The organism is Streptomyces sp. NPDC032091 (assembly GCF_055580265.1).
Genome location: NZ_JBVILR010000009.1, coordinates 66,061 through 89,725, shown reverse-complemented (window position 1 = coordinate 89,725; position 23,665 = coordinate 66,061). Strand labels below are relative to the sequence as shown.

General features: G+C 74.1%; 20 protein-coding genes. 11 read left to right on the top strand and 9 right to left on the bottom strand.

The window, feature by feature from the left end; all coding sequences use genetic code 11:
- The first annotated feature begins 3 nt into the window (after positions 1-3).
- Positions 4-510, top strand: a complete 507-nt coding sequence (locus ACZ5NJ_RS16825) for a DoxX family protein (RefSeq protein ID WP_468765638.1) — start codon at positions 4-6, stop codon at positions 508-510.
- Here the strand turns inward: ACZ5NJ_RS16825 and ACZ5NJ_RS16820 are convergent.
- Positions 456-680: a hypothetical protein gene (locus tag ACZ5NJ_RS16820; RefSeq protein ID WP_395508130.1), complete on the bottom strand. Its 225-nt coding sequence runs from the start codon at positions 678-680 to the stop codon at positions 456-458. The genes ACZ5NJ_RS16825 and ACZ5NJ_RS16820 overlap by 55 nt on opposite strands.
- Positions 667-1,968: a PspC domain-containing protein gene (locus ACZ5NJ_RS16815; protein ID WP_468765637.1), complete on the bottom strand. Its 1,302-nt coding sequence runs from the start codon at positions 1,966-1,968 to the stop codon at positions 667-669. The genes ACZ5NJ_RS16820 and ACZ5NJ_RS16815 overlap by 14 nt, the downstream gene beginning before the upstream one ends.
- Before the next feature lie 131 nt (positions 1,969-2,099).
- Here ACZ5NJ_RS16815 and ACZ5NJ_RS16810 point away from each other — a divergent pair, with 131 nt between their 5' ends.
- From ACZ5NJ_RS16810 to ACZ5NJ_RS16800, 3 genes are all read left to right on the top strand, one after another.
- Positions 2,100-3,395, top strand: a complete 1,296-nt coding sequence (locus ACZ5NJ_RS16810; protein ID WP_468765636.1) for an ATP-binding protein — start codon at positions 2,100-2,102, stop codon at positions 3,393-3,395.
- Complete coding sequence (locus tag ACZ5NJ_RS16805) at positions 3,392-4,102, top strand: LuxR C-terminal-related transcriptional regulator (protein WP_468765635.1); 711 nt, start codon at positions 3,392-3,394, stop codon at positions 4,100-4,102. Before ACZ5NJ_RS16810 ends, ACZ5NJ_RS16805 begins: the two co-directional genes overlap by 4 nt.
- Before the next feature lie 109 nt (positions 4,103-4,211).
- On the top strand, positions 4,212-5,324 hold the full coding sequence (locus ACZ5NJ_RS16800) for an alpha/beta hydrolase (RefSeq protein ID WP_468765634.1): 1,113 nt from the start codon (positions 4,212-4,214) through the stop codon (positions 5,322-5,324).
- Between the two features lie 12 nt (positions 5,325-5,336).
- Here the strand turns inward: ACZ5NJ_RS16800 and ACZ5NJ_RS16795 are convergent, their stop codons facing one another.
- Positions 5,337-6,410, bottom strand: coding sequence for a C40 family peptidase (locus ACZ5NJ_RS16795; protein ID WP_468765633.1), 1,074 nt, complete (start codon positions 6,408-6,410; stop codon positions 5,337-5,339).
- 126 nt (positions 6,411-6,536) lie between these two features.
- Positions 6,537-6,893, bottom strand: coding sequence for a hypothetical protein (locus tag ACZ5NJ_RS16790; protein WP_468765632.1), 357 nt, complete (start codon positions 6,891-6,893; stop codon positions 6,537-6,539).
- Between the two features lie 95 nt (positions 6,894-6,988).
- Here ACZ5NJ_RS16790 and pcrA point away from each other — a divergent pair, with 95 nt between their 5' ends.
- The gene (gene pcrA, locus ACZ5NJ_RS16785; protein ID WP_468765631.1) at positions 6,989-9,472 is read left to right on the top strand and encodes a DNA helicase PcrA; all 2,484 of its coding nucleotides are present in this window, start codon (positions 6,989-6,991) and stop codon (positions 9,470-9,472) included.
- A gap of 10 nt (positions 9,473-9,482) precedes the next feature.
- Here pcrA and ACZ5NJ_RS16780 read toward each other — a convergent pair whose 3' ends face one another.
- The 3 genes from ACZ5NJ_RS16780 to ACZ5NJ_RS16770 all read right to left on the bottom strand — a co-directional run bounded on the left by ACZ5NJ_RS16780 (position 9,483) and on the right by ACZ5NJ_RS16770 (position 12,414).
- Positions 9,483-10,961, bottom strand: a complete 1,479-nt coding sequence (locus ACZ5NJ_RS16780) for a M23 family metallopeptidase (RefSeq protein ID WP_468765630.1) — start codon at positions 10,959-10,961, stop codon at positions 9,483-9,485.
- 211 nt (positions 10,962-11,172) lie between these two features.
- Complete coding sequence (locus tag ACZ5NJ_RS16775) at positions 11,173-11,544, bottom strand: hypothetical protein (RefSeq protein WP_468765629.1); 372 nt, start codon at positions 11,542-11,544, stop codon at positions 11,173-11,175.
- Positions 11,545-11,574: 30 nt separating this feature from the next.
- Positions 11,575-12,414: an esterase/lipase family protein gene (locus ACZ5NJ_RS16770; protein WP_468765628.1), complete on the bottom strand. Its 840-nt coding sequence runs from the start codon at positions 12,412-12,414 to the stop codon at positions 11,575-11,577.
- A gap of 212 nt (positions 12,415-12,626) precedes the next feature.
- Between ACZ5NJ_RS16770 and ACZ5NJ_RS16765 the strand changes: the two genes are divergently transcribed.
- Positions 12,627-13,031 carry a cobalamin B12-binding domain-containing protein gene (locus ACZ5NJ_RS16765; RefSeq protein WP_468765627.1) on the top strand — a complete coding sequence of 135 codons (405 nt, stop codon included), beginning with the start codon at positions 12,627-12,629 and terminating at the stop codon, positions 13,029-13,031.
- Positions 13,032-13,139: 108 nt separating this feature from the next.
- Here ACZ5NJ_RS16765 and ACZ5NJ_RS16760 read toward each other — a convergent pair whose 3' ends face one another.
- Together ACZ5NJ_RS16760 and ACZ5NJ_RS16755 are read right to left on the bottom strand one after the other, a co-directional pair.
- Complete coding sequence (locus ACZ5NJ_RS16760; RefSeq protein ID WP_468765626.1) at positions 13,140-14,702, bottom strand: DUF5691 domain-containing protein; 1,563 nt, start codon at positions 14,700-14,702, stop codon at positions 13,140-13,142.
- Between the two features lie 258 nt (positions 14,703-14,960).
- On the bottom strand, positions 14,961-16,298 hold the full coding sequence (locus ACZ5NJ_RS16755) for an SWIM zinc finger family protein (RefSeq protein WP_468765625.1): 1,338 nt from the start codon (positions 16,296-16,298) through the stop codon (positions 14,961-14,963).
- Between the two features lie 134 nt (positions 16,299-16,432).
- Between ACZ5NJ_RS16755 and ACZ5NJ_RS16750 the strand changes: the two genes are divergently transcribed.
- From ACZ5NJ_RS16750 to sucD, 5 genes are all read left to right on the top strand, one after another.
- On the top strand, positions 16,433-17,539 hold the full coding sequence (locus tag ACZ5NJ_RS16750) for an ATP-binding protein (RefSeq protein WP_468765624.1): 1,107 nt from the start codon (positions 16,433-16,435) through the stop codon (positions 17,537-17,539).
- A complete protein-coding gene (locus tag ACZ5NJ_RS16745) occupies positions 17,536-20,019 on the top strand; it encodes a DUF5682 family protein (protein WP_468765623.1) in 2,484 nt (827 codons plus the stop codon). Before ACZ5NJ_RS16750 ends, ACZ5NJ_RS16745 begins: the two co-directional genes overlap by 4 nt.
- Complete coding sequence (locus tag ACZ5NJ_RS16740) at positions 20,016-21,170, top strand: VWA domain-containing protein (RefSeq protein WP_468765622.1); 1,155 nt, start codon at positions 20,016-20,018, stop codon at positions 21,168-21,170. Before ACZ5NJ_RS16745 ends, ACZ5NJ_RS16740 begins: the two co-directional genes overlap by 4 nt.
- A gap of 289 nt (positions 21,171-21,459) precedes the next feature.
- The gene (gene sucC / locus ACZ5NJ_RS16735) at positions 21,460-22,638 is read left to right on the top strand and encodes an ADP-forming succinate--CoA ligase subunit beta (RefSeq protein ID WP_468765621.1); all 1,179 of its coding nucleotides are present in this window, start codon (positions 21,460-21,462) and stop codon (positions 22,636-22,638) included.
- Between the two features lie 21 nt (positions 22,639-22,659).
- On the top strand, positions 22,660-23,550 hold the full coding sequence (gene sucD / locus ACZ5NJ_RS16730) for a succinate--CoA ligase subunit alpha (protein ID WP_045952187.1): 891 nt from the start codon (positions 22,660-22,662) through the stop codon (positions 23,548-23,550).
- Positions 23,551-23,665: the final 115 nt, after the last annotated feature.

Below are 23,665 nucleotides of genomic sequence, written 5' to 3'. Positions count from 1 at the left end.
TGCGTGAACCGAACTGACGTCCCTTCCGGTGTGCGGTCCACACCGTGGGGAGAACTCGCCTCCCGCCACGCCCTCCTCCCGCTGCGGATCTTCCTCGGCGTGACCTTCGTCTACGCGGGCCTCGACAAACTGACCTCGTCCGGCTTCTTCTCCGGATCCGGCCCCGGCTCCATCGGCGAGCAGATGCGCGGCGTGCGCGACACCGCCGGCATCCCCGCCCTGGTGGACCTCGCCCTGAACGCCCCCGCCGGCTTCGGCTACGCCATCGCCCTCGGGGAGCTCCTCGTCGGCCTGGGCGTCCTCGCCGGGCTGCTGACCCGGCTCGCGGCCGCGGGCGGGGCGCTGATCTCGCTGAGCCTGTGGCTCACCGTCTCCTGGGCCGTGACCCCGTACTACTACGGCAACGACCTGGTGTACCTGATGGCCTGGATCCCGCTGGTGCTGGCCGGGGCGCCCTACTGGTCCCTGGACTCGCTGATCCGGTCGCGCCGGTCACGCCGTACGGCGTAGGTCACCAGCCCCACCAGGGCGGCCAGGACGAGACCGCCCACGGCCATCGGCACCACCAGGAACCACGGCAGGTCGGTCCTGCCGGTCGCGTCGAGCAGGTACAGCACGCCCGCCGCGGTCAGGACGAGACCGGCCAGCAGCCGTCCCGGCTGGAACTCATGACGCCGCACGGGCCACCTCCACCTGTCCCACACCCGCGTCCAGGTGCAGCTCGATCGTCCCGCCGGCCTCGGTGCCGGCGGTGGGGGGCAGGGTCGCCTGCCGGTTCTCGCCACCGCTCTTGATCCGCACGGAGCGGTCCCCGGGGAGCTGGATGTCGCCCAGGTCGATGGAGACGTCGGCCCGCGCGGTGACCTCCCGGGGGACGATCACCTTCAGCCGGCCCGCCTCGATGGAGGCGCGGACGGACACGGTGGTGCCCTTCGGGACGTCCAGGCGGCTCAGGTCGAGCGTGGCCAGGCCGGTCCCGGAGGAGTAGAGGGGCCGGACGTCGGCCACCGCGGCCGGACGCCAGTCGACGTCGTGCCAGTCGGTGCTCACCTCGCGCGGCAGGGCGGTGGCCGCCGCGAGCAGGACGGCGGTGACCAGGCCCAGCAGGATCGTGCCGAAGCCGGTGCGGCCCTTGACGGAGCTGACGGCCAGCCCCAGCCCGAACACGGCCAGCGCACAGGCCAGGCCGACCTGGAGGGCGTGCCCCAGCGGGCTGCCGTGCCACACGGCGGCCGTGCCGGCGCCGCCCGCCAGCAGGGCGAGGACGAAGACGCGGCCGCCGATCCCGCCGCGCCCCTGCCCGGCCCCGCCGGCCGGCCGCGGCGGCACCGGGGCGCCGCCGGACGCCGCACCGGGGCGGTCGTCGGCGGCGTCGTCCGGGCCCCACAGGTAGCCGGAGGAGCCGACCGGGCCGGTGGTGCCGTCCTTCACGAGCGGATCGCGCCACCACGACGGGCTGCTCGGCGCGGGCGGCGCCTGGGTCTCCGGCGGCGCAGGGCGGTGCGTGCCCGGGGCCTCCGCCTCGGGGTCGGCGCCGGCCTGGCGGTGGCGCTGGGACCAGTACGCGGCCCCGCCGAGCGCCAGGACGACCAGGACGGAGAAGCCGCCCAGCACCCCGTTGTCGAGCATCGACAGGAACAGGGCGCAGCCCACCAGGGCGCTGAACACCGCGGCCAGGGTGGTCCCTTCGACGCGGCCGGTCAGCAGCTTGCGGCCCTCGCCCTCCTCCTCGCCCTCCAGGGGCAGCAGCAGCCAGGCGAAGCCGTAGAAGACGAGGCCGACGCCGCCGGTGACGGCGAGCACGCCGAGCACGACCCGGAACACCACCGGATCGAGGTCGAAATACCGGCCGAGGCCGCCGCAGACGCCCGCGAGGACCTTGTCGCGCCTGCTGCGCCGCAGGGGTGGCCGCTCGGCGGGTGCCGGTGCCCCGGGATCAGCGGGCGGGGCGTCGTGTACGTCGGTCATGGGTCCATGGTGACCGGCCGTCCGGCCGCCCGGCACCGGGCCCGACCCTGGCGCAACCCTGATATCCCCCCGACGGAAGTGGGGGGAGGCCCTGATGCCGCCCCGCGCCCCGCCGTGTGACCCTTGGTGACATGCCACCAGCAGCAGCCGCCCGTGCCCCGCACGCCCCCGACACCGACGACGTCCCGCCGCGCAGGCTGTACCGCAGCGCCGACGGACGGATGCTCGGCGGAGTCGCGCGCGGCCTCGCCGGGCACCTCGGGCTGCCCGTCCTGTGGATCCGGCTCGCCTTCCTCGCCATGTTCCTGTGGGGCGACGGTCTGGGCGTGCTGCTGTACGCCGCCTTCTGGGTCTTCGTCCCGCTCGGCGTCGGCGGCAGCACCGGACACCACTCCTTCTTCGAGACCCTCGCCGACGGCAGCCGGCGCCTGCGCAAGCCCGACAAGGGGGCGGTGTCCGGGCTGATCGCCCTGGCCGTCGGCACCGGCATCTTCTTCTCCCAGCTGCGCGTCGGCGGCGCCAACGGCCGCTACATCTGGCCCACCCTGCTCGTCGGGGCCGGCGTCGTCCTCGTCTGGCGGCAGGCCGACAACGCCCGCCGCGAGCACTGGAACCCCGCCGGCGCCCGCCAGAAGCGGATGCTCCAGCTGGCCCGGGCGCTCGCCGGAGTGGTGCTCGTCGGCGTGGGCCTGACCGTCTTCATCGTCGTACGGGGCTCCGCCGCCCAGCTCGGCAACCTCCTCACCGCCGTCCTCGCGGTCCTCGTCGGCATCGCCCTGCTCGCCGGGCCCTGGCTGATCCGGATGACCCAGGACCTCTCCGAGGAGCGGCTGATGCGCATCCGCGCCCAGGAGCGCGCCGAGGTCGCCGCCCACGTCCACGACTCCGTGCTGCACACCCTCACCCTGATCCAGCGCAACGCCGAGGACGTCGGCGAGGTCCGCCGCCTCGCCCGCGCCCAGGAGCGGGAGCTGCGCAACTGGCTGTACAAGCCCGAGGGCACCGGCAAGGACGAGGCCGAGGAGCCGGCCACCCTCGCCGAGGCCGTGAAGAAGGCCGCCGCCGAGGTCGAGGACCACCACGGCGTCCCCATCGAGGTGGTCGTCGTCGGCGACTGCCCGCTGGACGAGAAGCTGGGCGCACAGATGCAGGCCGCGCGCGAGGCGATGGTCAACGCCGCCAAGTACGGTGGCGAGGGCGGCCCCGTCCAGGTGTACGCGGAGGTGGAGGGGCGCACGGTGTTCGTGTCCGTACGGGACCGGGGACCGGGCTTCGACATCGACGCGGTACCGGGCGACCGCATGGGCGTACGAGAATCGATCATCGGCCGGATGCAGCGCAACGGCGGGACCGCCCGGCTGCGGTCCGCGCCCGACGGCGGCACGGAAGTCGAACTGGAGATGGAGAGGGTGGCGAACGCGGCATGACGGGCACGACGGGCACGACCGGGGGCAGCGCTGTGGACGACGGGGCCAGGAGGGTCCGGGTGGTGCTGGTCGACGACCACCGCATGTTCCGCACGGGCGTCCAGGCCGAGATCGGGGAGACGGCCCGCACCGGCGTCGAGGTCGTCGGTGAGGCGGCCGACGTGGACCAGGCCGTCACCGTCATCACCGCCACCCGCCCCGAGGTGGTCCTCCTGGACGTGCACCTGCCCGGCGGCGGCGGCGTCGAGGTGCTGCGCCGCTGCGCCCCGCTGATGGCGGCCGCGGAGAACCCGGTGCGCTTCCTGGCCCTGTCGGTGTCGGACGCCGCCGAGGACGTCATCGGGGTCATCCGGGGCGGCGCGCGCGGCTACGTCACCAAGACCATCACCGGCACCGACCTGGTGGACTCCGTCTTCCGGGTCCAGGACGGGGACGCGGTGTTCTCGCCGCGGCTGGCCGGCTTCGTCCTCGACGCCTTCGCCTCCACCGACGCCCCGCCGGTCGACGAGGACCTGGACCGGCTCACCCAGCGCGAGCGCGAGGTGCTGCGGCTGATCGCGCGCGGGTACGCGTACAAGGAGATCGCCAAGCAGCTGTTCATCTCGGTGAAGACGGTCGAGTCCCACGTCTCGGCCGTGCTGAGGAAGCTCCAGCTCTCCAACCGGCACGAGCTGACCCGCTGGGCGACCGCGCGCCGCCTGGTCTGACCTGCGGATGAACCGGGGATGACACCCCGGGGCCAGGCCCCGGGTGTGATCCACGACGCAGCCGGGGAGGGCAACCGGACGGCGTCGCGCCGGCCTCTTGGGTGGCGTGATGAGCCTGACGGGGACCCCTCTTTTCGCGACGGTGATCGGCCTGACGCTGATCGCCGTCGTCCTGCCGCTGACCGTGTGGGGCAAGGTCCGCGGCCCCGCCGCCGCGCGCCTGGCGGTCCGCGGGCTGATGGTGGTGTTCGCGCAGGTCACCGCCGTGGCCCTGGTCTTCGTCGCGGTCAACCGGGACATGAACTTCTACGCCTCCTGGGGCGACCTGATGGGCACCGGCAGCTACGTGCAGTCCGCGCCCGACCTCGGCCCCGACGGCATGGGCGGCAAGAAGGCCGAGCAGGTCAGGCAGGAGCCCAAGGTCCGCCAGGACTTCCAGCCCGTCGAAGGGCTCGGCGGACGCGTGAGGAAGACCGAGCTCGACGGGAAGGTCTCCGGGGTCAAGGGCGACGTCATGGTGTGGCTGCCGCCGCAGTACGACGACCCGGCCTACAAGGACCGGAAGTTCCCGGTCGTCGAGCTGATCCCCGGCATACCCGGCACGGGCAAGTCCTGGTTCCAGGGGCTCAAGGCGCACGAGGTGCTGGAGCCGCTGATGAAGGAGGGCAAGGTCCAGCCGTTCATCCTGGTCTCCCCGCGCGCCATGCTGCTCGGCAACGCCGACACCGGATGCGCCAACCTCCCCGGCAAGGTCAACGCCGACAGCTGGTTCAGCGTCGACGTCCGCACGATGGTCACCGGAAACTTCCGCGCCTCCGACGACCCCCGCACCTGGGGCGTGGCCGGCTACTCGGCGGGCGCCTACTGCGCGGCCAAGCTGGCCATCCTCCACCCCGACCGCTACGGGGCGGCCGTCTCGCTGTCCGGCTACAACGACCCCGGCCAGGAGCCCACCTCGCTGGTCGCCAAGGATCCCGAACTGCGCCGCACGCACAACCTGAAGGAGCTGCTCAAGGCCCAGCCCGCGCCACCCGCGGTCGCGCTGTGGATGTCGGGGGCCGAGCAGGACGGCTACCTGTCCGGCACCGACCTCAAGGGGCTCGCCGTGAGCCCGACCACCGTGCACGCGGAGAAGGTCACCGGCGGGCACAACCTGGAGTCCTGGTCCAAGCAGCTGCCGCAGACCTTCGGCTGGCTCAGCCAGACCGTCAAGGCGCCCTGACCGGCCGTACGGCTATGCCGGGCGGGACGCCCCGGCCCAGGGCATCGAGTCGACCGGCGCCAGCCGGACCGTGGAACCGGGGCGCGGGGCGTGGACGATCTGTCCGCCCCCGACGTACAGGCCCACGTGCGTGATCCCGGAGTAGTAGAACACCAGGTCGCCGGGGGCCAGCTGGTCGCGGGTAACCCGCCGGCCGGCGTTGATCTGGGTGTAGGTGGTGCGGGGCAGGGAGACCCCGGCCGCGCGCCAGGCCGCCTGGGTCAGGCCCGAGCAGTCGAACGAGCCCGGGCCGGTCGCCCCCCACACGTACGGCTTGCCGATCGCCCCGTACGCGAACGCCACCGCGCGGGCGGCGCGCGAACCGTCCGCGGGGGCCGGTACGGGGGAGCCCGGCTGCGCGGCGGGCGCCGTGCCCGGGGGCCGGCCGGCCGGGGCGTCCGGGCCGCCGCCGTGCTGGGCCTCGTAGGCGGCCCGCTCCTCGGCGCCGAGCCGGGCCAGCAGCCGCTGGGCGGTGGCCAGCTTGTCCTCGATGGCGGCCTTCTGCCGGGCGAGCCCGTCCCGCCGGGCGCGGACGTCCTTCAGGCGCCCGTCGGCCTGTGCGCGCAGCCGGCCGACCTCGTCGAGCCCGCGCCGTACGGAGGCCACCTCGGCGGCGGTCCGGTCGCCGGCCCGGGTGAGGAGGGAGGCCCGTTCCAGGTAGTCCTGGGGGTCGGAGGCGAGCGCGAGCTGGAGGGCGGGGCCCAGGCCGCCGGTGCGGTACTGGCCCGCGGCGACGGCGGCGAGCGAGCTGCGGGCGGCGCCGAGCCGGTCGGCCTTGCGGGCGGCCTCGTCCTGGAGCCCGCTCAAGGCCCGCTCGGCCTCGTCCGCCTCGGCCTTCGCGCCGTTGTAGCGCTCGGTCGCGGCCTCGGCCTCCTCGTAGAGCCGGTCGACCTCCGCCTTGACCTGGGTCGGGGTCTGCCGGGGCTCGGCGTGCGAGGTGCCTTCGAAGGCGGTGGCGGTGGCAGCGCCCGCGAGGGCGAGGGTGGCCGCGGTCCGGACGGTGCCGCCGGAGAACGGGCGCTGCCTGGGCTTTCGATGACTGGCCAAGGGGGCCTCACGTCCTTCCGTCGGTCCCGGGGTCTCGGGGGAGGACGCTAAACCTGGAGGTCACGGCCGGATGACGACTTGATCGGTACTGGCTGCGGCTGATCGCCGATGGCCGGACGGGACCGGTCAGTGCCAGAGGACGGCGATAAAGACATTGGCGATGGTCAGTCCGCCGACCGCGCCGAAGAGCCCCTTCTCGACGTGCTCCTCGTCACGCTTGACGTAGACGAGCGCCAGGATCACGAAGAGGACCGCCAGCTTCACGCCGATCTTGATGTTGTTCAGGGGTGCCCCGTCGCCCATCTCGTGGAAGCCGACCAGCAGCACACCGGTGACGAGCATGGTCAGGGCGCCGTGCAGCATCGCGGGCACGAAGCGGGCGGTGCCGGCGCCCATCGCCTTCATCTGGGTCAGGAAGCCGCCCAGGAGCGAGGCTATGCCGATGATGTGCAGGCCGACGAAGGCGTGGGTGAGGACAGTCATGGCGCCGAGCCTACGGGGTGCCCTTCGCGCTCCCGACGGCGGATTTCCCCGGGGCGGGACCGGCTGTCGGTCCCGCCCCCTAGACTCGGATGGCGATGAGCAGCCTCTTTGACGACAGCTTCCTGGCCGACCTCACCCCCTCCGACGAGGTCCCCCCGCCGCCCGAGGAGCACCACGCCCCCGAGGAGGGCGCGGACGACCTGTTCGGCGGCCGCTTCGACCTGCCCGCGGGCGCGGACGCGTACTACCGCAACGGCGCCCCCCGGCCGGTCATCGACCCCGCGACGCTCCTGGACGGGCTGAACGAGCAGCAGGCCGCCGCCGTGGTGCACGCGGGCTCCCCGCTGCTCATCGTGGCCGGCGCCGGCTCCGGCAAGACGCGGGTGCTGACCCACCGCATCGGGCACCTGCTGTCCGCGCGGCACGTCCACCCCGGCCAGATCCTGGCGATCACCTTCACCAACAAGGCCGCGGCCGAGATGAAGGAGCGCGTCGAGAACCTGGTCGGCCCCCGCGCCAATGCCATGTGGGTCTCCACCTTCCACAGCGCGTGCGTGCGCATCCTGCGCCGCGAGTCCAAGCGCCTCGGCTTCACCTCCTCGTTCTCGATCTACGACGCCGCCGACTCCAAGCGCCTCATGGCGCTGGTCTGCCGCGACCTGGACCTGGACCCGAAGAAGTTCCCGCCCAAGTCCTTCAACGCCAAGATCTCGAACCTGAAGAACGAGCTCATCGACGAGGACGCCTTCGCCGGCCAGGCGGCCGACGGATTCGAGAAGACGCTCGCCCAGGCGTACGCGATGTACCAGGGCCGGCTGCGCGAGGCCAACGCCCTCGACTTCGACGACATCATCATGACCACGGTCCACCTCCTCCAGGCCTTCCCGGACGTGGCCGAGCACTACCGGCGCCGCTTCCGGCACGTCCTGGTCGACGAGTACCAGGACACCAACCACGCCCAGTACACGCTGGTGCGCGAGCTGGTCGGCCCCGGCTACCCGGACCTGCCGCCCGCCGAGCTGTGCGTCGTGGGCGACGCCGACCAGTCGATCTACGCCTTCCGCGGCGCGACCATCCGCAACATCCTCCAGTTCGAGGAGGACTACAAGGACGCCAAGACGATCCTGCTGGAGCAGAACTACCGCTCCACGCAGACGATCCTCTCCGCCGCCAATGCCGTCATCGAGCGCAACGAGAACCGCCGCGCCAAGAACCTGTGGACCCAGGCCGGCAGCGGTGCCGGCATCACCGGCTACGTCGCCGACACCGAGCACGACGAGGCCCAGTTCGTCGCCGACGAGATCGACCGGCTGACGGACGCGGGCGACGCCAAGGCCGGCGACGTCGCGATCTTCTACCGGACGAACGCCCAGTCCCGCGTGTTCGAGGAGATCTTCATCCGGGTCGGCCTGCCCTACAAGGTCGTCGGCGGCGTCCGCTTCTACGAGCGCAAGGAGGTCCGGGACGTCCTGGCCTACCTGCGCGTCCTGGCCAACCCCGAGGACAACGTCCCGCTGCGCCGCATCCTCAACGTGCCCAAGCGCGGCATCGGCGAGCGCGCCGAGGCGATGATCGACGCCCTCGCGCTCCGCGAGAAGATCACCTTCCCGCAGGCCCTGCGCCGGGTGGACGAGGCCTTCGGCATGGCCGCCCGCTCCACCAACGCCGTCAAGCGGTTCAACACGCTGATGGAGGAGCTGCGCACCATCGTCGACTCCGGCGCCGGCCCGGCCGTGGTGCTGGAGGCGGTCCTGGAGCGCACGGGCTACCTCGCCGAGCTCCAGGCCTCGACCGACCCGCAGGACGAGACCCGGATCGAGAACCTCCAGGAGCTCGCGGCCGTCGCCCTCGAATTCGAGCAGGCGAGGGACGAGGAGTCCCCGGGCACCCTGGCCGAGTTCCTGGAGCAGGTCGCGCTCGTCGCCGACTCCGACCAGATCCCGGACGAGGACCCGGACGGCTCGGGCGTCATCACGCTGATGACCCTGCACACCGCCAAGGGCCTGGAGTTCCCGGTGGTCTTCCTGACCGGCATGGAGGACGGGGTCTTCCCGCACATGCGCGCGCTCGGCCAGACCAAGGAACTGGAGGAGGAGCGCCGCCTCGCCTACGTCGGCATCACCCGCGCCCGCGAGCGGCTGTACCTGACCCGTTCCAGCATGCGCAGCGCCTGGGGCACCCCCTCCTACAACCCGCCCTCGCGGTTCCTGGAGGAGATCCCGGCCGAGTACCTCCAGTGGAAGCGGACGGGCGCCGCGCAGAAGCCGGCCGGGCCGGTGCGCGGTTCCGGCTACGGCGCGTCGTCCTCCGGGAAGGGGTCCTTCGGGACCTCGCCCGAGGCCTTCCTGTCCTCCTCGCGCTCCCGCTCCTCCGGCCCGTCCGGGTTCGCGACGCGACGCGCCGCCGACAAGCCGGTCATCGCGCTGGCCGTCGGGGACCGGGTCACGCACGACCAGTTCGGGCTGGGCACCGTCATGGAGGTCCGGGGCGCCGGCGCGGACGCTCAGGCCACCATCGACTTCGGGGACGACAAGCCGAAGCGCCTGCTCCTGCGCTACGCGCCGGTGCAGAAGCTGTAGGGCGCGGTTCCTACGTCGGGTCCAGGCCGTGGTTGCGCAGCCAGGCCAGGGGGTCGACGGCGGAGCCGCCACCGGGCCGTACCTCGAAGTGGAGGTGCGGGCCGGTGGAGTTGCCCGAGTTGCCGGAGTACGCGATGACGTCGCCGGCCTTGACCTGCCCGGACCGGATCTTGGTGCTGCTGAGGTGGCAGTACCAGGTCTCCGTGCCGTCGGGGGAGGTCAGGATCGCCATGTTGCCGTAGGCGCTGTTCCACTGGGTGCGCATGGTGCCGTCGGTGGCCGCCATGACCGGCGTGCCGTAGGAGACGGGGAAGTCGATGCCGGTGTGGACGGACATCCACATGCCGCCGGCCTGGCCGAACATGGCGCTCAGACCGTGCTGGGTGACGGGGATCGCGAACTTCGGGCGGGCCGCCTCCTTGGCCGCCGCCTCCTCGGCCCGCTTCTTCTTCTCCGCGTCCTGGCGCAGCTTGAGGTCGATGCGCTCCTGGGTGCGGCTCGCCCGGTCGGCGAAGTCACCGGCGTCCGCGCTGAGGGCGGCCAGCTGGGTGTCGAGCTTGTTGTTCGCCGCGACCGGCTTCACCGACGCCGGGTCGGGGGCGGCCATCGTCGTCGTGTCCTCGGACGGCTTGTCGCCGCCGGTGAGTCCGCCGACGGAGGCGGCGGCGACTCCCGCGACGCCCATCACGCAGGCGGAGGGCACCGCCACGGTCAGCAGGGCGGACCGCTTGGCCGGCGTACGGCGCCGGGCGCTGCCGCCCGCCTTGTCCTTGCCGCCGCCCTTGGCCGCGCCCCGGCCGCCGGCTGCCCGGCGCGCCGAACGCGGCTCGGCGGGGGAGGGGGGGGTGAGGGGTACCGCCTGCGTGGGCAGGTCGTGCACGGCGTCGATGAACTGCGGCTCGTCGTCCTCGGTGGTGAAGGCGGGGCCGAGGGGCTCGAAGACGGAGGTCTCGTCGTCGGCGTACGCGTCGGGGCCGGCATCGGCGTGGCCGTGGGCGCCGGCGTGGCCGTGGGTCTCGGCGTCGGCGTACATCGGAACGACGGTCGTGGCGTCGTAGCCGCCGGCGTCCTGCCCGTAGCCGGAGAAGTCCCACTGCCCGGTCTGCTCCGAGCCGGCGGGGTCGTACCCGAAGGGGGCGGCCGCGTAGCCGGCGCCGCCGGAATGCACGGAGTCCGCCGAGTTCCAGGCGGAGGCGTCCCAGGAGCCGGTCGTGTCCTCGGGGACGGTCTGGGCCGGGACGCTGGAGAGGTAGTCCTGCTGCGCGGTCCAGGCGGTGGAGTCGTAGCTGCCGGTGTCGGCCGTGGACGGGTACGAGCCGTACGCGTCGTAGGTCCCATAACTGCCGGAAGCGGCGTAGTCCGTGACGTACTGATAGCCCTGACCCTGCGTTTCGTAGGAAACGTAGGTCTGGTCACCAGCGAAAGTGGTGGTGGAAAGGCCGTCGTGCCCCATTTCGGGGTACTGGCCCGACGTCGGGCGGTCGTTCACCAACTTCTCTTTCGCCTCGGCAGTGGGGGCCTGGGTGGCCGGGGAACTCAAGGTTCACCGGAGGAGAGCAGTGGCGTGACTGTACCCGGCGGTTACTCGCCTCGACAATCTTCGGCGGGTTTCGTCCTCGCGGGAACCGGGCATTCGGCCGTCTTTCGGTCGCCGAAAGACCGAGCCTTGGCCTTGAGTTCGAAATTCGTTCGACCGAGGGTCATCCGGTGTTGTAGGCGTACGCGAGCAGCAGCGCGAAGGGCACCGGCACCAGTGCCGCCGAGCGCAGCCAGGTCCCGCGGCGCGCGGCGGGCGGCAGGACGGCGTCGACGACGAACACCGCGCCGATCAGCAGCACCCCCGTCACCACGAGCAGGAACCACACGGCCGTGGAGTGGTCGAGGGTGTGGAAGTCGCAGTGGGCGAGGTCCGGTTTCGCGAGGTCGGCCGTGCTGTGGCAGTCCATCGGCAGGTACTCGGTCAGCACCCACCACGCCAGGTGGAGCGGCACGACGGCGGGCACACCGAGGGCCAGGTTCGCCAGCACCGGCGCCAGCAGCCCGCGCCGCGACGCAGCGCCCTCCGCCCCCATCCGTCCCCCCTGTCGGAAACCTCCGGGGGCTCAGACGACCATCCCCTCCCCTTCGGTTCCGGTGGGCCGGAGTTTTCTCACCGGCCCCTCCGCGGCCCCGGCGTCACGCACCGGACCGTCCAGCGCGCGCCGCACGGCGGTGATGACGGCGGGGTGCACCGGAAGGGCGAGGTGCCCGATGCCGGTGACCTCGATGTTCGTCGCGTCCAGGTCCGGGTGCTCGATCCTGGCCGTGCCGGCGGGGGCCATCAGGGCGTCGAACGCGCTCCAGAAGGCCACGTACCGGGTCCGGCAGCCGGGCGCGGGCGCCCGCAGCTCGGCCATCACCGGGGAGTCCGGGCGCATCTGGCGGACCAGCGGATGGGCGTCCATGAAGGGGGCGACACGGGTCCCGCCGTGCGGGGTGCCGAGGGTGACCAGCGTGCGGACGCGGGCGTCGCCGCCGAGCCGCTGGACGTAGTACCGCCCGACCAGCCCGCCCAGGCTGTGCCCCACGAGGTCCACCCGGTCCTGACCGCTGCGCTCGCACAGCTCCTCGACGCGCCGGCCGAGGTGGCGGGCGGTGACGCGCAGGTCGCGCGTGAAGGGGGAGTAGTTGTACGTCTCCACGCGCCGCCCGCCGCCCGCGCCGAGGGCCCGGCGCAGCAGGACGAACACGGACCGGTTGTCGGTGAACCCGTGCAGCAGCAGTACGGGCGGCGACTGCCCGGACCCGGCGCCGCGCCCCGGCTCGCGTTCCTCCCGGCGTTCCTCCCGGACTCCACTCGGGTAGAGGAGCATGTGCCCGGCGAGGACCACCGCCTCCAGGACCGCGGCCCGCAGGGCGGCACCGGAGCGCGGGACGGGCAGCGGTGCGATCGTCAGCCCCATCGACGGCCTCCCCTGGACCTCTTGGGTGCGGGGCCGTGCCGGCTGCCGACGTGGCCCCGCCACCGTGCCGTGCGGCTGTCGGCGCGGTGGCGGGGCGACTGGGCGAGGTGGATCAACGGCGTCCCACGTGTGATTTCCCCCTCCCCGTTGACCGTGAAACGGTGCGGTGCGCAATGCTGTACTTAACGTTCGTTCACTCGGGAGGCAGTGCGATGGGTGTGACCGGTCCGATCCGTGTGGTGGTGGCCAAGCCGGGTCTCGACGGCCACGACCGCGGGGCGAAGGTGATCGCGCGGGCGCTGCGGGACGCGGGCATGGAGGTCATCTACACGGGCCTGCACCAGACCCCCGAGCAGATCGTGGACACCGCGATCCAGGAGGACGCCGACGCCATCGGCCTGTCGATCCTCTCGGGCGCGCACAACACCCTGTTCGTCCGCGTGCTGGAGCTCCTGAAGGAGCGCGACGCGGAGGACATCAAGGTCTTCGGCGGCGGCATCATCCCGGAGGACGACATCGCCCCCCTGAAGGAGAAGGGCGTGGCGGCGATCTTCACCCCCGGCGCGACGACGACGGAGATCGTCGACTGGGTCAACGGCAACGTCCGCTCGGCGTAGCCGACGGGGCTCCGCCGCGCGGGCCGGAATCGCCCTGCGGGCAGTCCGGCCCGCGCGGCGTTTGAACTCACCGGGCGCGGGGGCGCGCGGTATCGGGGTCAGGGGGCGCTACGACGACGGCGCCAGCTCCGCGAGCATCGCCCCCCGCACCCGTAGCGTCGCCACCAGCCGCTGGAACGCCTCGGCCCAGTAGGCGGCGGCCCCGGACCCCCCGTCCGGCAGATCGGCGGCGGCCGTGAGGACCTCCAGCCGCCCCGCCTCCGCGGGATCGAGGCAGCGCTCCGCCAGCCCCATCACCCCGCTGAAGCTCCAGGGGTAGCCCCCCGCGATGCGCGCCGCGTCCAGCGCGTCCACCACGGCCCGCCCCAGCGCCCCCGCCCACGGCACCCGGCAGACCCCGAGCAGCTGGAACGCCTCCGACAGCCCGTGCGCCCGCACGAACTCCGCGACCCACTCCGCCCGTTCCCCCTCCGCCAGGGTCTCCAGCAGCCTGGCCCGCTCCGCGAGCGACGCCGTACCCGGGCCGGCCGCCGGCGGTGCGGCCGCCGGGCCCAGCAGCGCCTTCGACCACGCGGCGTCCCGCTGCCGCACCGCCGCCCGGCACCAGGCGGCGTGTATCTCCTCCGCCCAGCCCTCGGCCACCGGCCGCGCCACGATCTCCGCCGGATCCAGCCCCCCGAACCGCTCGCGCCAGCAGGACAGCGGGGCCGCCTCCACCACCTGGCCGAGCCACCACGCCCGCTCCCCGCGCCCGGCGGGCGGCCGCTCGACCACCCCGTCGCGCAGCATCCCCGCGTCGCACTCCGCCGGCGGTTCGACCGCCTCCGGGCCGACGCAGGCCAGCGCCCGCTCCGCCATCCGCCCGGCCAGCGCCGACTCCGGCAGCGCGGACAGCAGTTCCGCGGCCGTCGCCCGGACGTTGCGGCTGCGGTCGCCGAGCGCCGCCTCCAGGAAGGGCTCGTCCGCGAGCGACAGCCCCGTCCGCAGCGAGTCGAGGAACATCAGCCGGTCCTCGGCCCGCTCGGTGGCCCAGGTGCCGGCCAGCAGCCGGGTCGCGGCCACCGCGTCCCGGGCCCGGACGGCGCCCAGCAGGGCGACCCGTTCCGCGAACAGGCCCTCCTCCCAGAGCCGCGCCACCGCCTCGCCGTCGGCCGGGTCGGGCAGTTCCCCGCCGGCCGCGCCGCCCCGCAGCGCGAACCGCCACTCCGGGTTCAGCCGGGCCAGCCACAGCCCCCGCGCACCGGCCAGGGCCAGCGCCTGCGGACGCAGGTCGGTACGGGCCCGGGCCGCGTCCAGCAGCGCCGGGACCAGTGCGGAAGGCGCCCGGTAGCCGTGCCGCCCGGCGGCGGCCAGCCACTGCGGCAGCAGCTCCGTCAGGTCCGGGGCGGCCCCCCGCCGCCCCGAGCCGCCCGTGCTGCCGCGGCCCGCGAGCAGTTGCGCCAGCCGCCGCCGGGCGGCTTCCGGCGGCGCGGGCCGCGGATCCCGCGGTGCGGGCTCCGGCCGCCGGGCCGCCCGTGCGGGCCGCAGCCCGGCGCGGCGGCGCAGTGTCCGCACCGCCGCCGCGTCGAGCAGCGCCTCCGGTGTGCCGCCCCGCCGCTCGGTGCCCAGCAGCGCGGCGGTGACCAGCCCCTCCCAGTCCGCGTGCGCGTATCCCTCGTCGGCCTCGACCATCCGGCCCCTCCCTCGTCCGTCCCCGTCGGTGGTCCGTCGTCGTCGTGCGGGCCCGGGCCCGATCCCGCCCCCTCCGCGGGACCGGAGCCCGGACGTGCCGCACGACGGTGCTCAGCTGGCGTGGTTGTCGTTCATGAAAGCCCCCCGGCTCCTCGTCTGCGCGCCGGCGCCCCCGCGCCCGCGCGTCCTCCATGTCGGTCTGCGAGACGGCATGGATCCCCCCAGGCCCCCTGCGTTGTGTGTGGGTCGTGCCCGTGCTCAGAGCAGCGGCACCGGCTCGGGCGAGCCGGGCTGCCAGGCCGTCAGCGGGGTGAAGCCGCGGTGGCCGCACTCGCCGAACACCGTGACCGGGCCACCGCCCGAGAGGGCGGCCAGCTGCCATAGCGCGGACCGCGAGCGGCCCCCGCCGGACACCACCGGCAGCGCGCACGCTCCGTCCGCGTCCGCGAGCTGCCAGGACCCGTCGGGCCCGTCACCCGGTATCGGGATCACCGGCCCCAGGACCACCGGCCAGGAGTCCAGCCACGGGTCCTCCCGCAGCGCGGCCCCGTAGGCGTCCAGGGCCGCACCCGTGCTCACCCCGGCCGGAGCCCGGGTGTCCGCCGCCGCGGCCGCGGTGCGGTCCCCCAGGTCCGCCCGGAGCCCCGCCGTCCCGGGCCGGAAGCGGACCTCCGCCTCCAGCACCAGTCCGACGGGCAGCGCCAGCCCCGGCGCCCGCCCGGGCGGTCCGAAGTCCAGCACCAGCGCCGGCCGTCCGCCCTCCTGCCCGCGCAGCCATGTCCGGCGGGTGGTGAGGCGGCCGTCCGGGGACACCGAGTCGTACTGGGCGAGTACGAGCCAGCGGTCCCGGACGGGCTCCCCCTCCGCCGAGGACGGCAGCCCCACCCGGTTCCGGACGGTCGCGGCCAACGGCTCCGGCAGTCCGGAGACCCCCAGCCAGGCCCGGTCCAGCAGGTGCAGCAGCGCGCACTCCTCAAGCATCCGGGCGGGCCAGCCGGGGCCGCAACCGGGTATTGTCCCCAACTCCCTCACCCGCGCCGCCAGTCCGGGCGCCTGGGCGTCGACCATGCGGGCCGCGGTCTCCTCCCAGGGCGCGTATCCCGCCTGCCCCTGGCCGGCGATCCCGCCGCGCAATAGGTCCACGAGCCGGCGCTCCAGTTCGGTGACCCCCGCCCCGACCCGCTCGGCGCGCCGCTCGGCCCGCTTGCGGGCCGCCCCGGCGTCCACCGGGCCGGCCGCCGGCCGGGCGGCCTTCGCCGCGCGCTCCGCCGGCCGGTCCGCGGCCCATTCCGGCGCCCCGGCCGGTTCGCCCAGGCCCTGCGCCGACCAGAGCAGCAGCAGCCCCAGGGCGTGCTTGCACGGGAACTTCCGGCTCGGGCAGGAGCACTTGTACGCGGGCCCGGCCAGGTCCACGACCGTCCGGTACGACGCGGCGCCGCTGCCCTTGCACACCCCCCACACCACACCGGAAGCGGAACCTCCGGTCTGCGACCACGGACCCGCCGCGCCCAGCGCGGCCCCCGCCCTCCTCGACGCCTCGTCAGGAGCCAGAGCCAGTACCTGTTCCGCCGTCGGGCGGACCCCCTGCTCAGTCATGGAAACCACCGTAGAGACCCCCACTGACAATCGCCCTGACCTGCAACGACGCCTCGAACAAGGGGCGTTGTCAGTGGCGTGGTGCACCGTGGGTACAGCAGTCGGGAGCGGCTGCCGAGCACTGGAGGGGGACCATGAGCACGCACGGGAACGGCACCGGTACCGAGGCACTGCGCCCGCACGCGGAAGACGCCTTCGCGCACGAACTGAAAGCCCTGGAAGCCGCCGACGACCGGCCCCGCCCGGCCCGCTGGAAACTCTCCCCCTGGGCCGTGGCCACCTACCTCCAGGGGGGCACGCTCCCCGACGGCACCGTCATCACGCCCAAGTACGTCGGCCCGCGCCGGATCGTCGAGGTCGCCGTCACCACCCTGGTCACCGACCGCGCCCTCCTCCTGCTCGGCGTCCCCGGCACCGCCAAGACCTGGGTCTCCGAACACCTCGCCGCCGCCGTCAGCGGGGACTCCACCCTGCTGGTCCAGGGCACCGCCGGCACCCCCGAGGAGGCCATCCGCTACGGCTGGAACTACGCCCGCCTCCTCGCCCACGGCCCCAGCCGCGAGGCCCTCGTCCCCAGCCCCGTGATGCGGGCCATGGCCCAGGGCGCGACCGCCCGCGTCGAGGAGCTGACCCGCATCCCCGCCGACGTCCAGGACACCCTCATCACCGTCCTGTCCGAGAAGACCCTCCCGATACCGGAGCTCGGCGAGGAGGTGCAGGCCGTGCGCGGCTTCAACCTCATCGCCACCGCCAACGACCGCGACCGCGGGGTCAACGAGCTGTCCAGCGCCCTGCGCCGCCGCTTCAACACCGTCGTCCTGCCGCTGCCCGCCACCACCGACGCCGAGGTCGACATCGTCGCCCGCCGCGTCGACCAGATGGGCCGTGCCCTGGACCTGCCGGCCGCGCCCGAGGGACTGGAGGAGATCCGCCGAGTCGTCACCGTCTTCCGCGAACTGCGCGACGGCGTCACCGACGACGGGCGCACGAAGGTGAAGTCCCCCAGCGGCACCCTCTCCACCGCCGAGGCCATCTCCGTGGTCACCGGCGGCCTCGCCCTCGCCGCGCACTTCGGGGACGGCGTCCTGCGCCCCTCCGACGTGGCCGCCGGGATCCTCGGGGCCGTCGTCCGCGACCCGGCCGCCGACCGGGTCGTCTGGCAGGAGTACCTGGAGGCGGTCGTCCGCGAGCGCGACGGCTGGAAGGACTTCTACCGCGCCTGCCGGGAGGTGACGGCATGAGCCCCGGAGCCGCAGGACCGCTGCTGCTCGGGGTCCGCCACCACGGCCCCGGATCGGCGCGGGCGGTGCGCGCCGCGCTGGACCGGGCCCAGCCGCGGGCCGTGCTGATCGAGGGACCGCCCGAGGGGGACGCCCTGCTCGCGCTGGCCGCCGAACCGGGGATGCGCCCGCCCGTCGCCCTGCTCGCGCACGCGGCGGACGACCCGGCCCGGGCCGCGTTCTGGCCGCTCGCCGCGTTCTCACCGGAGTGGGTCGCCCTGCGGTGGGCCCAGGCCCGGGACCGCCCCGTCCGCTTCATCGACCTCCCCGCGGCCCACGCGCTGGCCGCGCCCGGGGAGGGCGGGGAGCCGCCCGGCGACGGAGACGGCGACGGCGACGGCGGCGCGCTGCCGGTGGACCCGCTCGCGGTGCTCGCGCGGACCGCCGGGTACGAGGACGCGGAGCAGTGGTGGGAGGACGTGGTCGAGCACCGGGCCACCGGGGGCCCACGGGACCCGCTCGCCGCCTTCGAGGCCCTCGGGGAGGCCATGGGGGCCCTGCGCGAGACCTACGGCGACGGCGGCCGCCCCCGGGACCTGGTCCGCGAGGCCCACATGCGGCAGCGGATGCGGGCCGCCCGACGGGAGTTCGGCGACGACTACGCCGTGGTGTGCGGCGCCTGGCACGTCCCCGCGCTCCGGGCCCGGACCACCGTCGCCGCGGACCGGGCGCTGCTCGCCGGCCTGCCCCGCACCAAGGTGGAGACCACCTGGGTGCCCTGGACCCACCGCAGGCTCGCCCGGGCCGGCGGATACGGCGCCGGCGTCTCCTCGCCCGGCTGGTACGCGCACCTCTTCGCCTGCCGGGACCGGCCGGTGGAGCGGTGGCTGACCAAGGTGGCCGGACTGCTGCGGGAGGAGGACCGCCAGGTCTCCCCGTCCCACGTCATCGAGGCGGTCCGGCTGGCCGGGACCCTGGCCGCCGTCCGGGGCCGGCCGATGGCCGGGCTCGCGGAGACCCTGGAGGCGGCGCGGGCCGTCATGTGCGACGGCTCCGACGTACCGCTCGCGCTGGTCGAGGACCGGCTCGTCGTGGGGGACGTGCTCGGCGAGGTCCCGGACGGGGCGCCCGCCGTACCGCTCCAGCGGGACCTCACCCGCCGGCAGCGCTCGCTGCGGCTCAAGGCGGAGGCCCGCGAACGGGAGCTGGAACTGGACCTGCGCAAGGACACCGACGCCGCGAAGTCCCGGCTGCTGCACCGGCTGCGGATGCTCGGCGTCGACTGGGGCGTGCCCACCGCCTCCCGCGGCGGGACGGGCACCTTCCGGGAGACCTGGCGGCTGCGCTGGGAGCCGGAGCTGTCGGTGCGGGTCGCCGAGGCGGGCATCTGGGGCACCACCGTCCCCGGCGCGGCGACCGCCAGGGCCGAGGCCGAGGCGGCGGGCGCCCGGCAGCTGGCGGAGGTCACGGCGCTGGCCGAGCGGTGCCTGGCCGCCGGGCTGGCGCAGGCGCTGCCCGCCGTGCTGCGGGCGCTGGCCGACCTCGCGGCGCTGGACACCGATGTGGCGCGGCTGGCCGGGGCGCTGCCCGCGCTGGCCCGTTCGCTGCGGTACGGGGACGTACGCGGGACCGACGCGGCCGCGCTCGGCACGGTCGCCGCCGGGCTGGCCGAGCGGATCTGCGTGGCCCTGCCGCCGGCCTGCGCGGCGGGGCTCGACGCGGACGCGGCGGCGGAGCTGAGGGGCCACCTGGACGGGGTGCACGGGGCGGTCGCCCTGCTGGCCGACGCGGACGGGGGGCTGCGGGAGCGCTGGTCGGCCGTCCTGCGGAAGCTGGCCGGGCGGGACACCGTGCCCGGGCTGATCCGGGGCCGGGCCGTGCGGCTGCTGCTGGACGACGGCCGGCTCCCGCCCGAGGAGACGGCCCGGCTGATGGGGCTCGCGCTCTCCCCGGCGGCCTCCCCGGCCGACGCGGCGGGCTGGATCGAGGGGTTCGCGGGCGGCGGCTCCGGCGGCGGCACCCTGCTGGTCCACGACGAGCGGCTGCGGGGCCTGATCGACGCCTGGCTGGTGGCGGTCCCGGAGCGCGCCTTCGTCGACGTGCTGCCGCTGCTGCGGCGGACGTTCGGGGCGTACGAGCCGGGCGTGCGGCGGACCCTGGGCGAACTGGCGCGCCGCGGCCCGGGCGCCGGCGCCTCCACCACGACCGGCGCCGCCCCGGCGGGCTTCGCCCCCGACCTGGACCCGGCCCGCGCGTCCGCGGTGACGGAGGTGGCCCGCCTCCTCCTGGGGGCTCCGCCCCCGGACCCCCGCGCCCCACACGCCGGCGGGGCCGGATGCGGCGCGGCGCGTCAGCGCACCGCGCGCGGAGCGTCCGGTGCCGGGGGCCGGGGCGTGCCCCGGAGAACGGGCGAAGGGCGGGGCGGGGAGACGGTCGCGCGCAGCGCCACGGAGGGGCTCGGTCCCGTACAAGGCAACGACTCAAGGGGGAGCGTCGGATGACGGAGAGCGGGCGGGACACCGCCGGAGGCGAACGCCTGCGGCGGTGGCGGATGGTGCTCGGCGGCGAAGCCGACGGGACGGGCCGGGTGCTCGGCGGCGCCGACGCCGCCATGGACGCGACGCTGACCGCGCTCTACGGCGGGGGCGGGGACGGCAAGGGGCCGGGGGAGCGGTCGGCGGGGCTCGGGGGATCCGCCCCGAGGGTGGCCCGCTGGCTCGGGGACATCCGTACGTACTTCCCCAGCCCCGTGGTCCAGGTCATGCAACGGGACGCCATCGAGCGGCTCGGCCTGTCCGCGCTGCTGCTGGAGCCGGAGATGCTGGAGGCCGTCGAGCCGGACGTGCACCTGGTCGGCACCCTGCTGTCCCTGAACAAGGCCATGCCCGACACCACGCGGGAGACGGCGCGGGCCGTCGTCCGCCGGGTGGTCGACCAGCTGGAGAAGCGCCTCGCGACCCGGACCCGGGCCACCCTCGCGGGCGCGCTCGACCGCTCGGCGAGGACCGCCCGCCCCCGCCACCGCGACATCGACTGGGACCGCACGATCCGGGCGAACCTGAAGAACTACCTCCCGGAGCACCGGACCGTCGTGCCCGAGCGGCTGGTGGGGTACGGCCGGGCCGCGCGGGCGGTCAAGAAGGAGGTGGTGCTCTGCGTCGACCAGTCGGGTTCGATGGCCGCCTCCGTCGTCCACGCCTCCGTCTTCGGCGCGGTCCTGGCCTCCATGCGGTCGATCACCACCCGTCTGGTCGTGTTCGACACGGCGGTCGTCGACCTCACCGACCAGCTCGACGACCCGGTGGACGTCCTCTTCGGGACCCAGCTCGGCGGCGGCACCGACATCAACCGCGCCCTCGCCTACTGCCAGTCCAGGATCACCCGTCCTGCCGACACGGTCGTCGTCCTGATCAGTGATCTCTACGAGGGCGGGATACGCGACGAGATGCTCCAGCGGGTCGCCGCGATGAAGGCGGCCGGAGTGGAGTTCGTGGCGCTGCTCGCCCTGTCCGACGAGGGCGCCCCCGCCTATGACCGAGAGCACGCCGCGGCCCTCGCCGCGCTCGGCGCCCCCGCCTTCGCCTGCACGCCCGACCTGTTCCCGGAGGTGATGGCGGCGGCGCTGGAGAAGCGCCCCCTGCCGGTCCCGTGAGGCCCCGCGGAGAGGTCCCGCCCGACCCCGCTCCACATCGGCGGATCACACGAAGACGCAGCTCCGCGGTGAGGCGATCTGTGACAGGTATCACCGCTCAGGTGTGATCTGTGATTTAGGGTCCTACGGCCCACGGGGATAACCTGCGAGACGGACATGCCGCGTCCACGGTCACCGTGTGCGCCTCCCCAGTGACAGCGCCGTCACGTTGCCCTCCGCGGCACGCCCACGCAGATAGCAGACAAACCGCGAATCACTGCGAATCTTTGAAGACAAGGGACGGACGCGCGTGGACCTGTTCGAGTACCAGGCGAGGGACCTCTTCGCCAAGCACGGTGTACCGGTGCTGGCCGGTGAAGTGATCGACACGCCTGAGGCGGCTCGCGAGGCCACCGAGAAGCTGGGCGGCAAGTCGGTCGTCAAGGCCCAGGTGAAGGTCGGCGGCCGCGGCAAGGCGGGCGGCGTCAAGCTCGCCGCCACCCCGGACGAGGCCGTCGCCCGCGCGACGGACATCCTGGGCATGGACATCAAGGGCCACACGGTCCACAAGGTGATGATCGCGGAGACCGCTCCCGAGATCGTCGAGGAGTACTACGTCTCCTACCTGCTCGACCGCACCAACCGCACCTTCCTGGCCATGGCGTCGGTCGCCGGCGGCATGGACATCGAGCAGGTCGCCGAGGAGACCCCCGAGAAGCTCGCGAAGGTCCCGGTCAACGCCAACGAGGGCGTCACGATCGAGAAGGCCCGCGAGATCGTGGAGCTCGCGCAGTTCCCGGCCGAGGTCGCCGAGCAGGTCGCCGAGGTCCTCGTGACCCTGTGGAAGACCTTCATCGCCGAGGACGCGCTCCTCGTCGAGGTCAACCCGCTCGCGAAGGTCGCCTCCGGCGAGGTCATCGCCCTCGACGGCAAGGTCTCCCTGGACGAGAACGCCGAGTTCCGCCAGCCGGGTCACGAGGAGTTCGTGGACCACGCGGCCGCGAACCCGCTCGAGGCCGCCGCCAAGGCGAAGAACCTCAACTACGTCAAGCTCGACGGCGAGGTCGGCATCATCGGCAACGGCGCGGGTCTCGTCATGAGCACCCTCGACGTCGTCGCGTACGCCGGTGAGAACCACGGTGGCGTCAAGCCCGCCAACTTCCTGGACATCGGCGGTGGCGCCTCCGCCGCCGTCATGGCCAACGGTCTGGAGATCATCCTCGGCGACCCGGACGTCAAGTCCGTCTTCGTCAACGTCTTCGGTGGCATCACCGCCTGCGACGAGGTCGCCAACGGCATCGTCCAGGCGCTGCAGCTGCTGAAGGACAAGGGCGAAGAGGTCACCAAGCCCCTCGTCGTCCGTCTCGACGGCAACAACGCCGAGCTGGGTCGCAAGATCCTCTCGGACGCCAACCACCCGCTGGTGCAGCGCGTGGACACCATGGACGGCGCGGCCGACAAGGCCGCCGAGCTCGCGGCTGCGAAGTAAGGGCAGAGGTCACAGACTCACATGGCTATCTTCCTCAACAAGGACAGCAAGGTCATCGTCCAGGGCATGACCGGTGCCACGGGCATGAAGCACACCAAGCTGATGCTGGCTGACGGCACCAACATCGTCGGTGGCGTGAACCCGCGCAAGGCCGGCACGACCGTCGACTTCGACGGCACCGAGGTCCCGGTCTTCGGGTCCGTCGCCGAGGCGATGGAGAAGACGGGCGCCAACGTCTCCGTCCTCTTCGTCCCGCCGGCCTTCGCCAAGGCCGCCGTGGTCGAGGCGATCGACGCCGAGATCCCGCTGGCCGTCGTCATCACCGAGGGCATCGCGGTGCACGACTCCGCCGCCTTCTGGGCGTACGCGACCGCCAAGGGCAACAAGACCCGCATCATCGGCCCGAACTGCCCGGGTCTGATCACCCCCGGCCAGTCCAACGCCGGCATCATCCCGGGCGACATCACCAAGCCCGGCAAGATCGGTCTCGTGTCCAAGTCCGGCACGCTGACCTACCAGATGATGTACGAGCTGCGCGACATCGGCTTCACCTCCGCCGTCGGCATCGGTGGCGACCCGGTCATCGGCACCACGCACATCGACGCCCTGGAGGCCTTCGAGGCCGACCCGGAGACCGAGCTCATCGTCATGATCGGCGAGATCGGCGGCGACGCCGAGGAGCGCGCGGCGGACTTCATCGCGAAGAACGTCACCAAGCCGGTCGTCGGCTACGTCGCGGGCTTCACCGCCCCCGAGGGCAAGACCATGGGCCACGCCGGCGCCATCGTCTCCGGCTCTTCTGGCACCGCACAGGCCAAGAAGGAGGCCCTCGAGGCCGCCGGCGTCAAGGTCGGCAAGACGCCGACCGAGACCGCCAAGCTGGCGCGCGAGATCCTCGAAGGCGCGAAGTAGGCGCTGACGGTACGGACGCACGGGCGTGGGGGGGGGGGGGGGGGGGGGGGGGGGGGGGGGGGGGGGGGGGGGGGGGGGGGGGGGAGGGTGGGGGGGAGGGGGGGGGGGTGGGGGG

What these genes read in the sequence shown, in the direction of transcription:
- ACZ5NJ_RS16815 (WP_468765637.1), bottom strand. Translation starts at nt 1,968, where the DNA reads ATGACCGACGTACACGACGCCCCGCCCGCTGATCCCGGGGCACCGGCA.
- ACZ5NJ_RS16810 (WP_468765636.1), top strand. Translation starts at nt 2,100, where the DNA reads ATGCCACCAGCAGCAGCCGCCCGTGCCCCGCACGCCCCCGACACCGAC.
- ACZ5NJ_RS16805 (WP_468765635.1), top strand. Translation starts at nt 3,392, where the DNA reads ATGACGGGCACGACGGGCACGACCGGGGGCAGCGCTGTGGACGACGGG.
- ACZ5NJ_RS16800 (WP_468765634.1), top strand. Translation starts at nt 4,212, where the DNA reads ATGAGCCTGACGGGGACCCCTCTTTTCGCGACGGTGATCGGCCTGACG.
- ACZ5NJ_RS16790 (WP_468765632.1), bottom strand. Translation starts at nt 6,893, where the DNA reads ATGACTGTCCTCACCCACGCCTTCGTCGGCCTGCACATCATCGGCATA.
- pcrA (WP_468765631.1), top strand. Translation starts at nt 6,989, where the DNA reads ATGAGCAGCCTCTTTGACGACAGCTTCCTGGCCGACCTCACCCCCTCC.
- ACZ5NJ_RS16775 (WP_468765629.1), bottom strand. Translation starts at nt 11,544, where the DNA reads ATGGGGGCGGAGGGCGCTGCGTCGCGGCGCGGGCTGCTGGCGCCGGTG.
- ACZ5NJ_RS16770 (WP_468765628.1), bottom strand. Translation starts at nt 12,414, where the DNA reads ATGGGGCTGACGATCGCACCGCTGCCCGTCCCGCGCTCCGGTGCCGCC.
- ACZ5NJ_RS16765 (WP_468765627.1), top strand. Translation starts at nt 12,627, where the DNA reads ATGGGTGTGACCGGTCCGATCCGTGTGGTGGTGGCCAAGCCGGGTCTC.
- ACZ5NJ_RS16760 (WP_468765626.1), bottom strand. Translation starts at nt 14,702, where the DNA reads ATGGTCGAGGCCGACGAGGGATACGCGCACGCGGACTGGGAGGGGCTG.
- ACZ5NJ_RS16755 (WP_468765625.1), bottom strand. Translation starts at nt 16,298, where the DNA reads ATGACTGAGCAGGGGGTCCGCCCGACGGCGGAACAGGTACTGGCTCTG.
- ACZ5NJ_RS16750 (WP_468765624.1), top strand. Translation starts at nt 16,433, where the DNA reads ATGAGCACGCACGGGAACGGCACCGGTACCGAGGCACTGCGCCCGCAC.
- ACZ5NJ_RS16745 (WP_468765623.1), top strand. Translation starts at nt 17,536, where the DNA reads ATGAGCCCCGGAGCCGCAGGACCGCTGCTGCTCGGGGTCCGCCACCAC.
- ACZ5NJ_RS16740 (WP_468765622.1), top strand. Translation starts at nt 20,016, where the DNA reads ATGACGGAGAGCGGGCGGGACACCGCCGGAGGCGAACGCCTGCGGCGG.
- sucD (WP_045952187.1), top strand. Translation starts at nt 22,660, where the DNA reads ATGGCTATCTTCCTCAACAAGGACAGCAAGGTCATCGTCCAGGGCATG.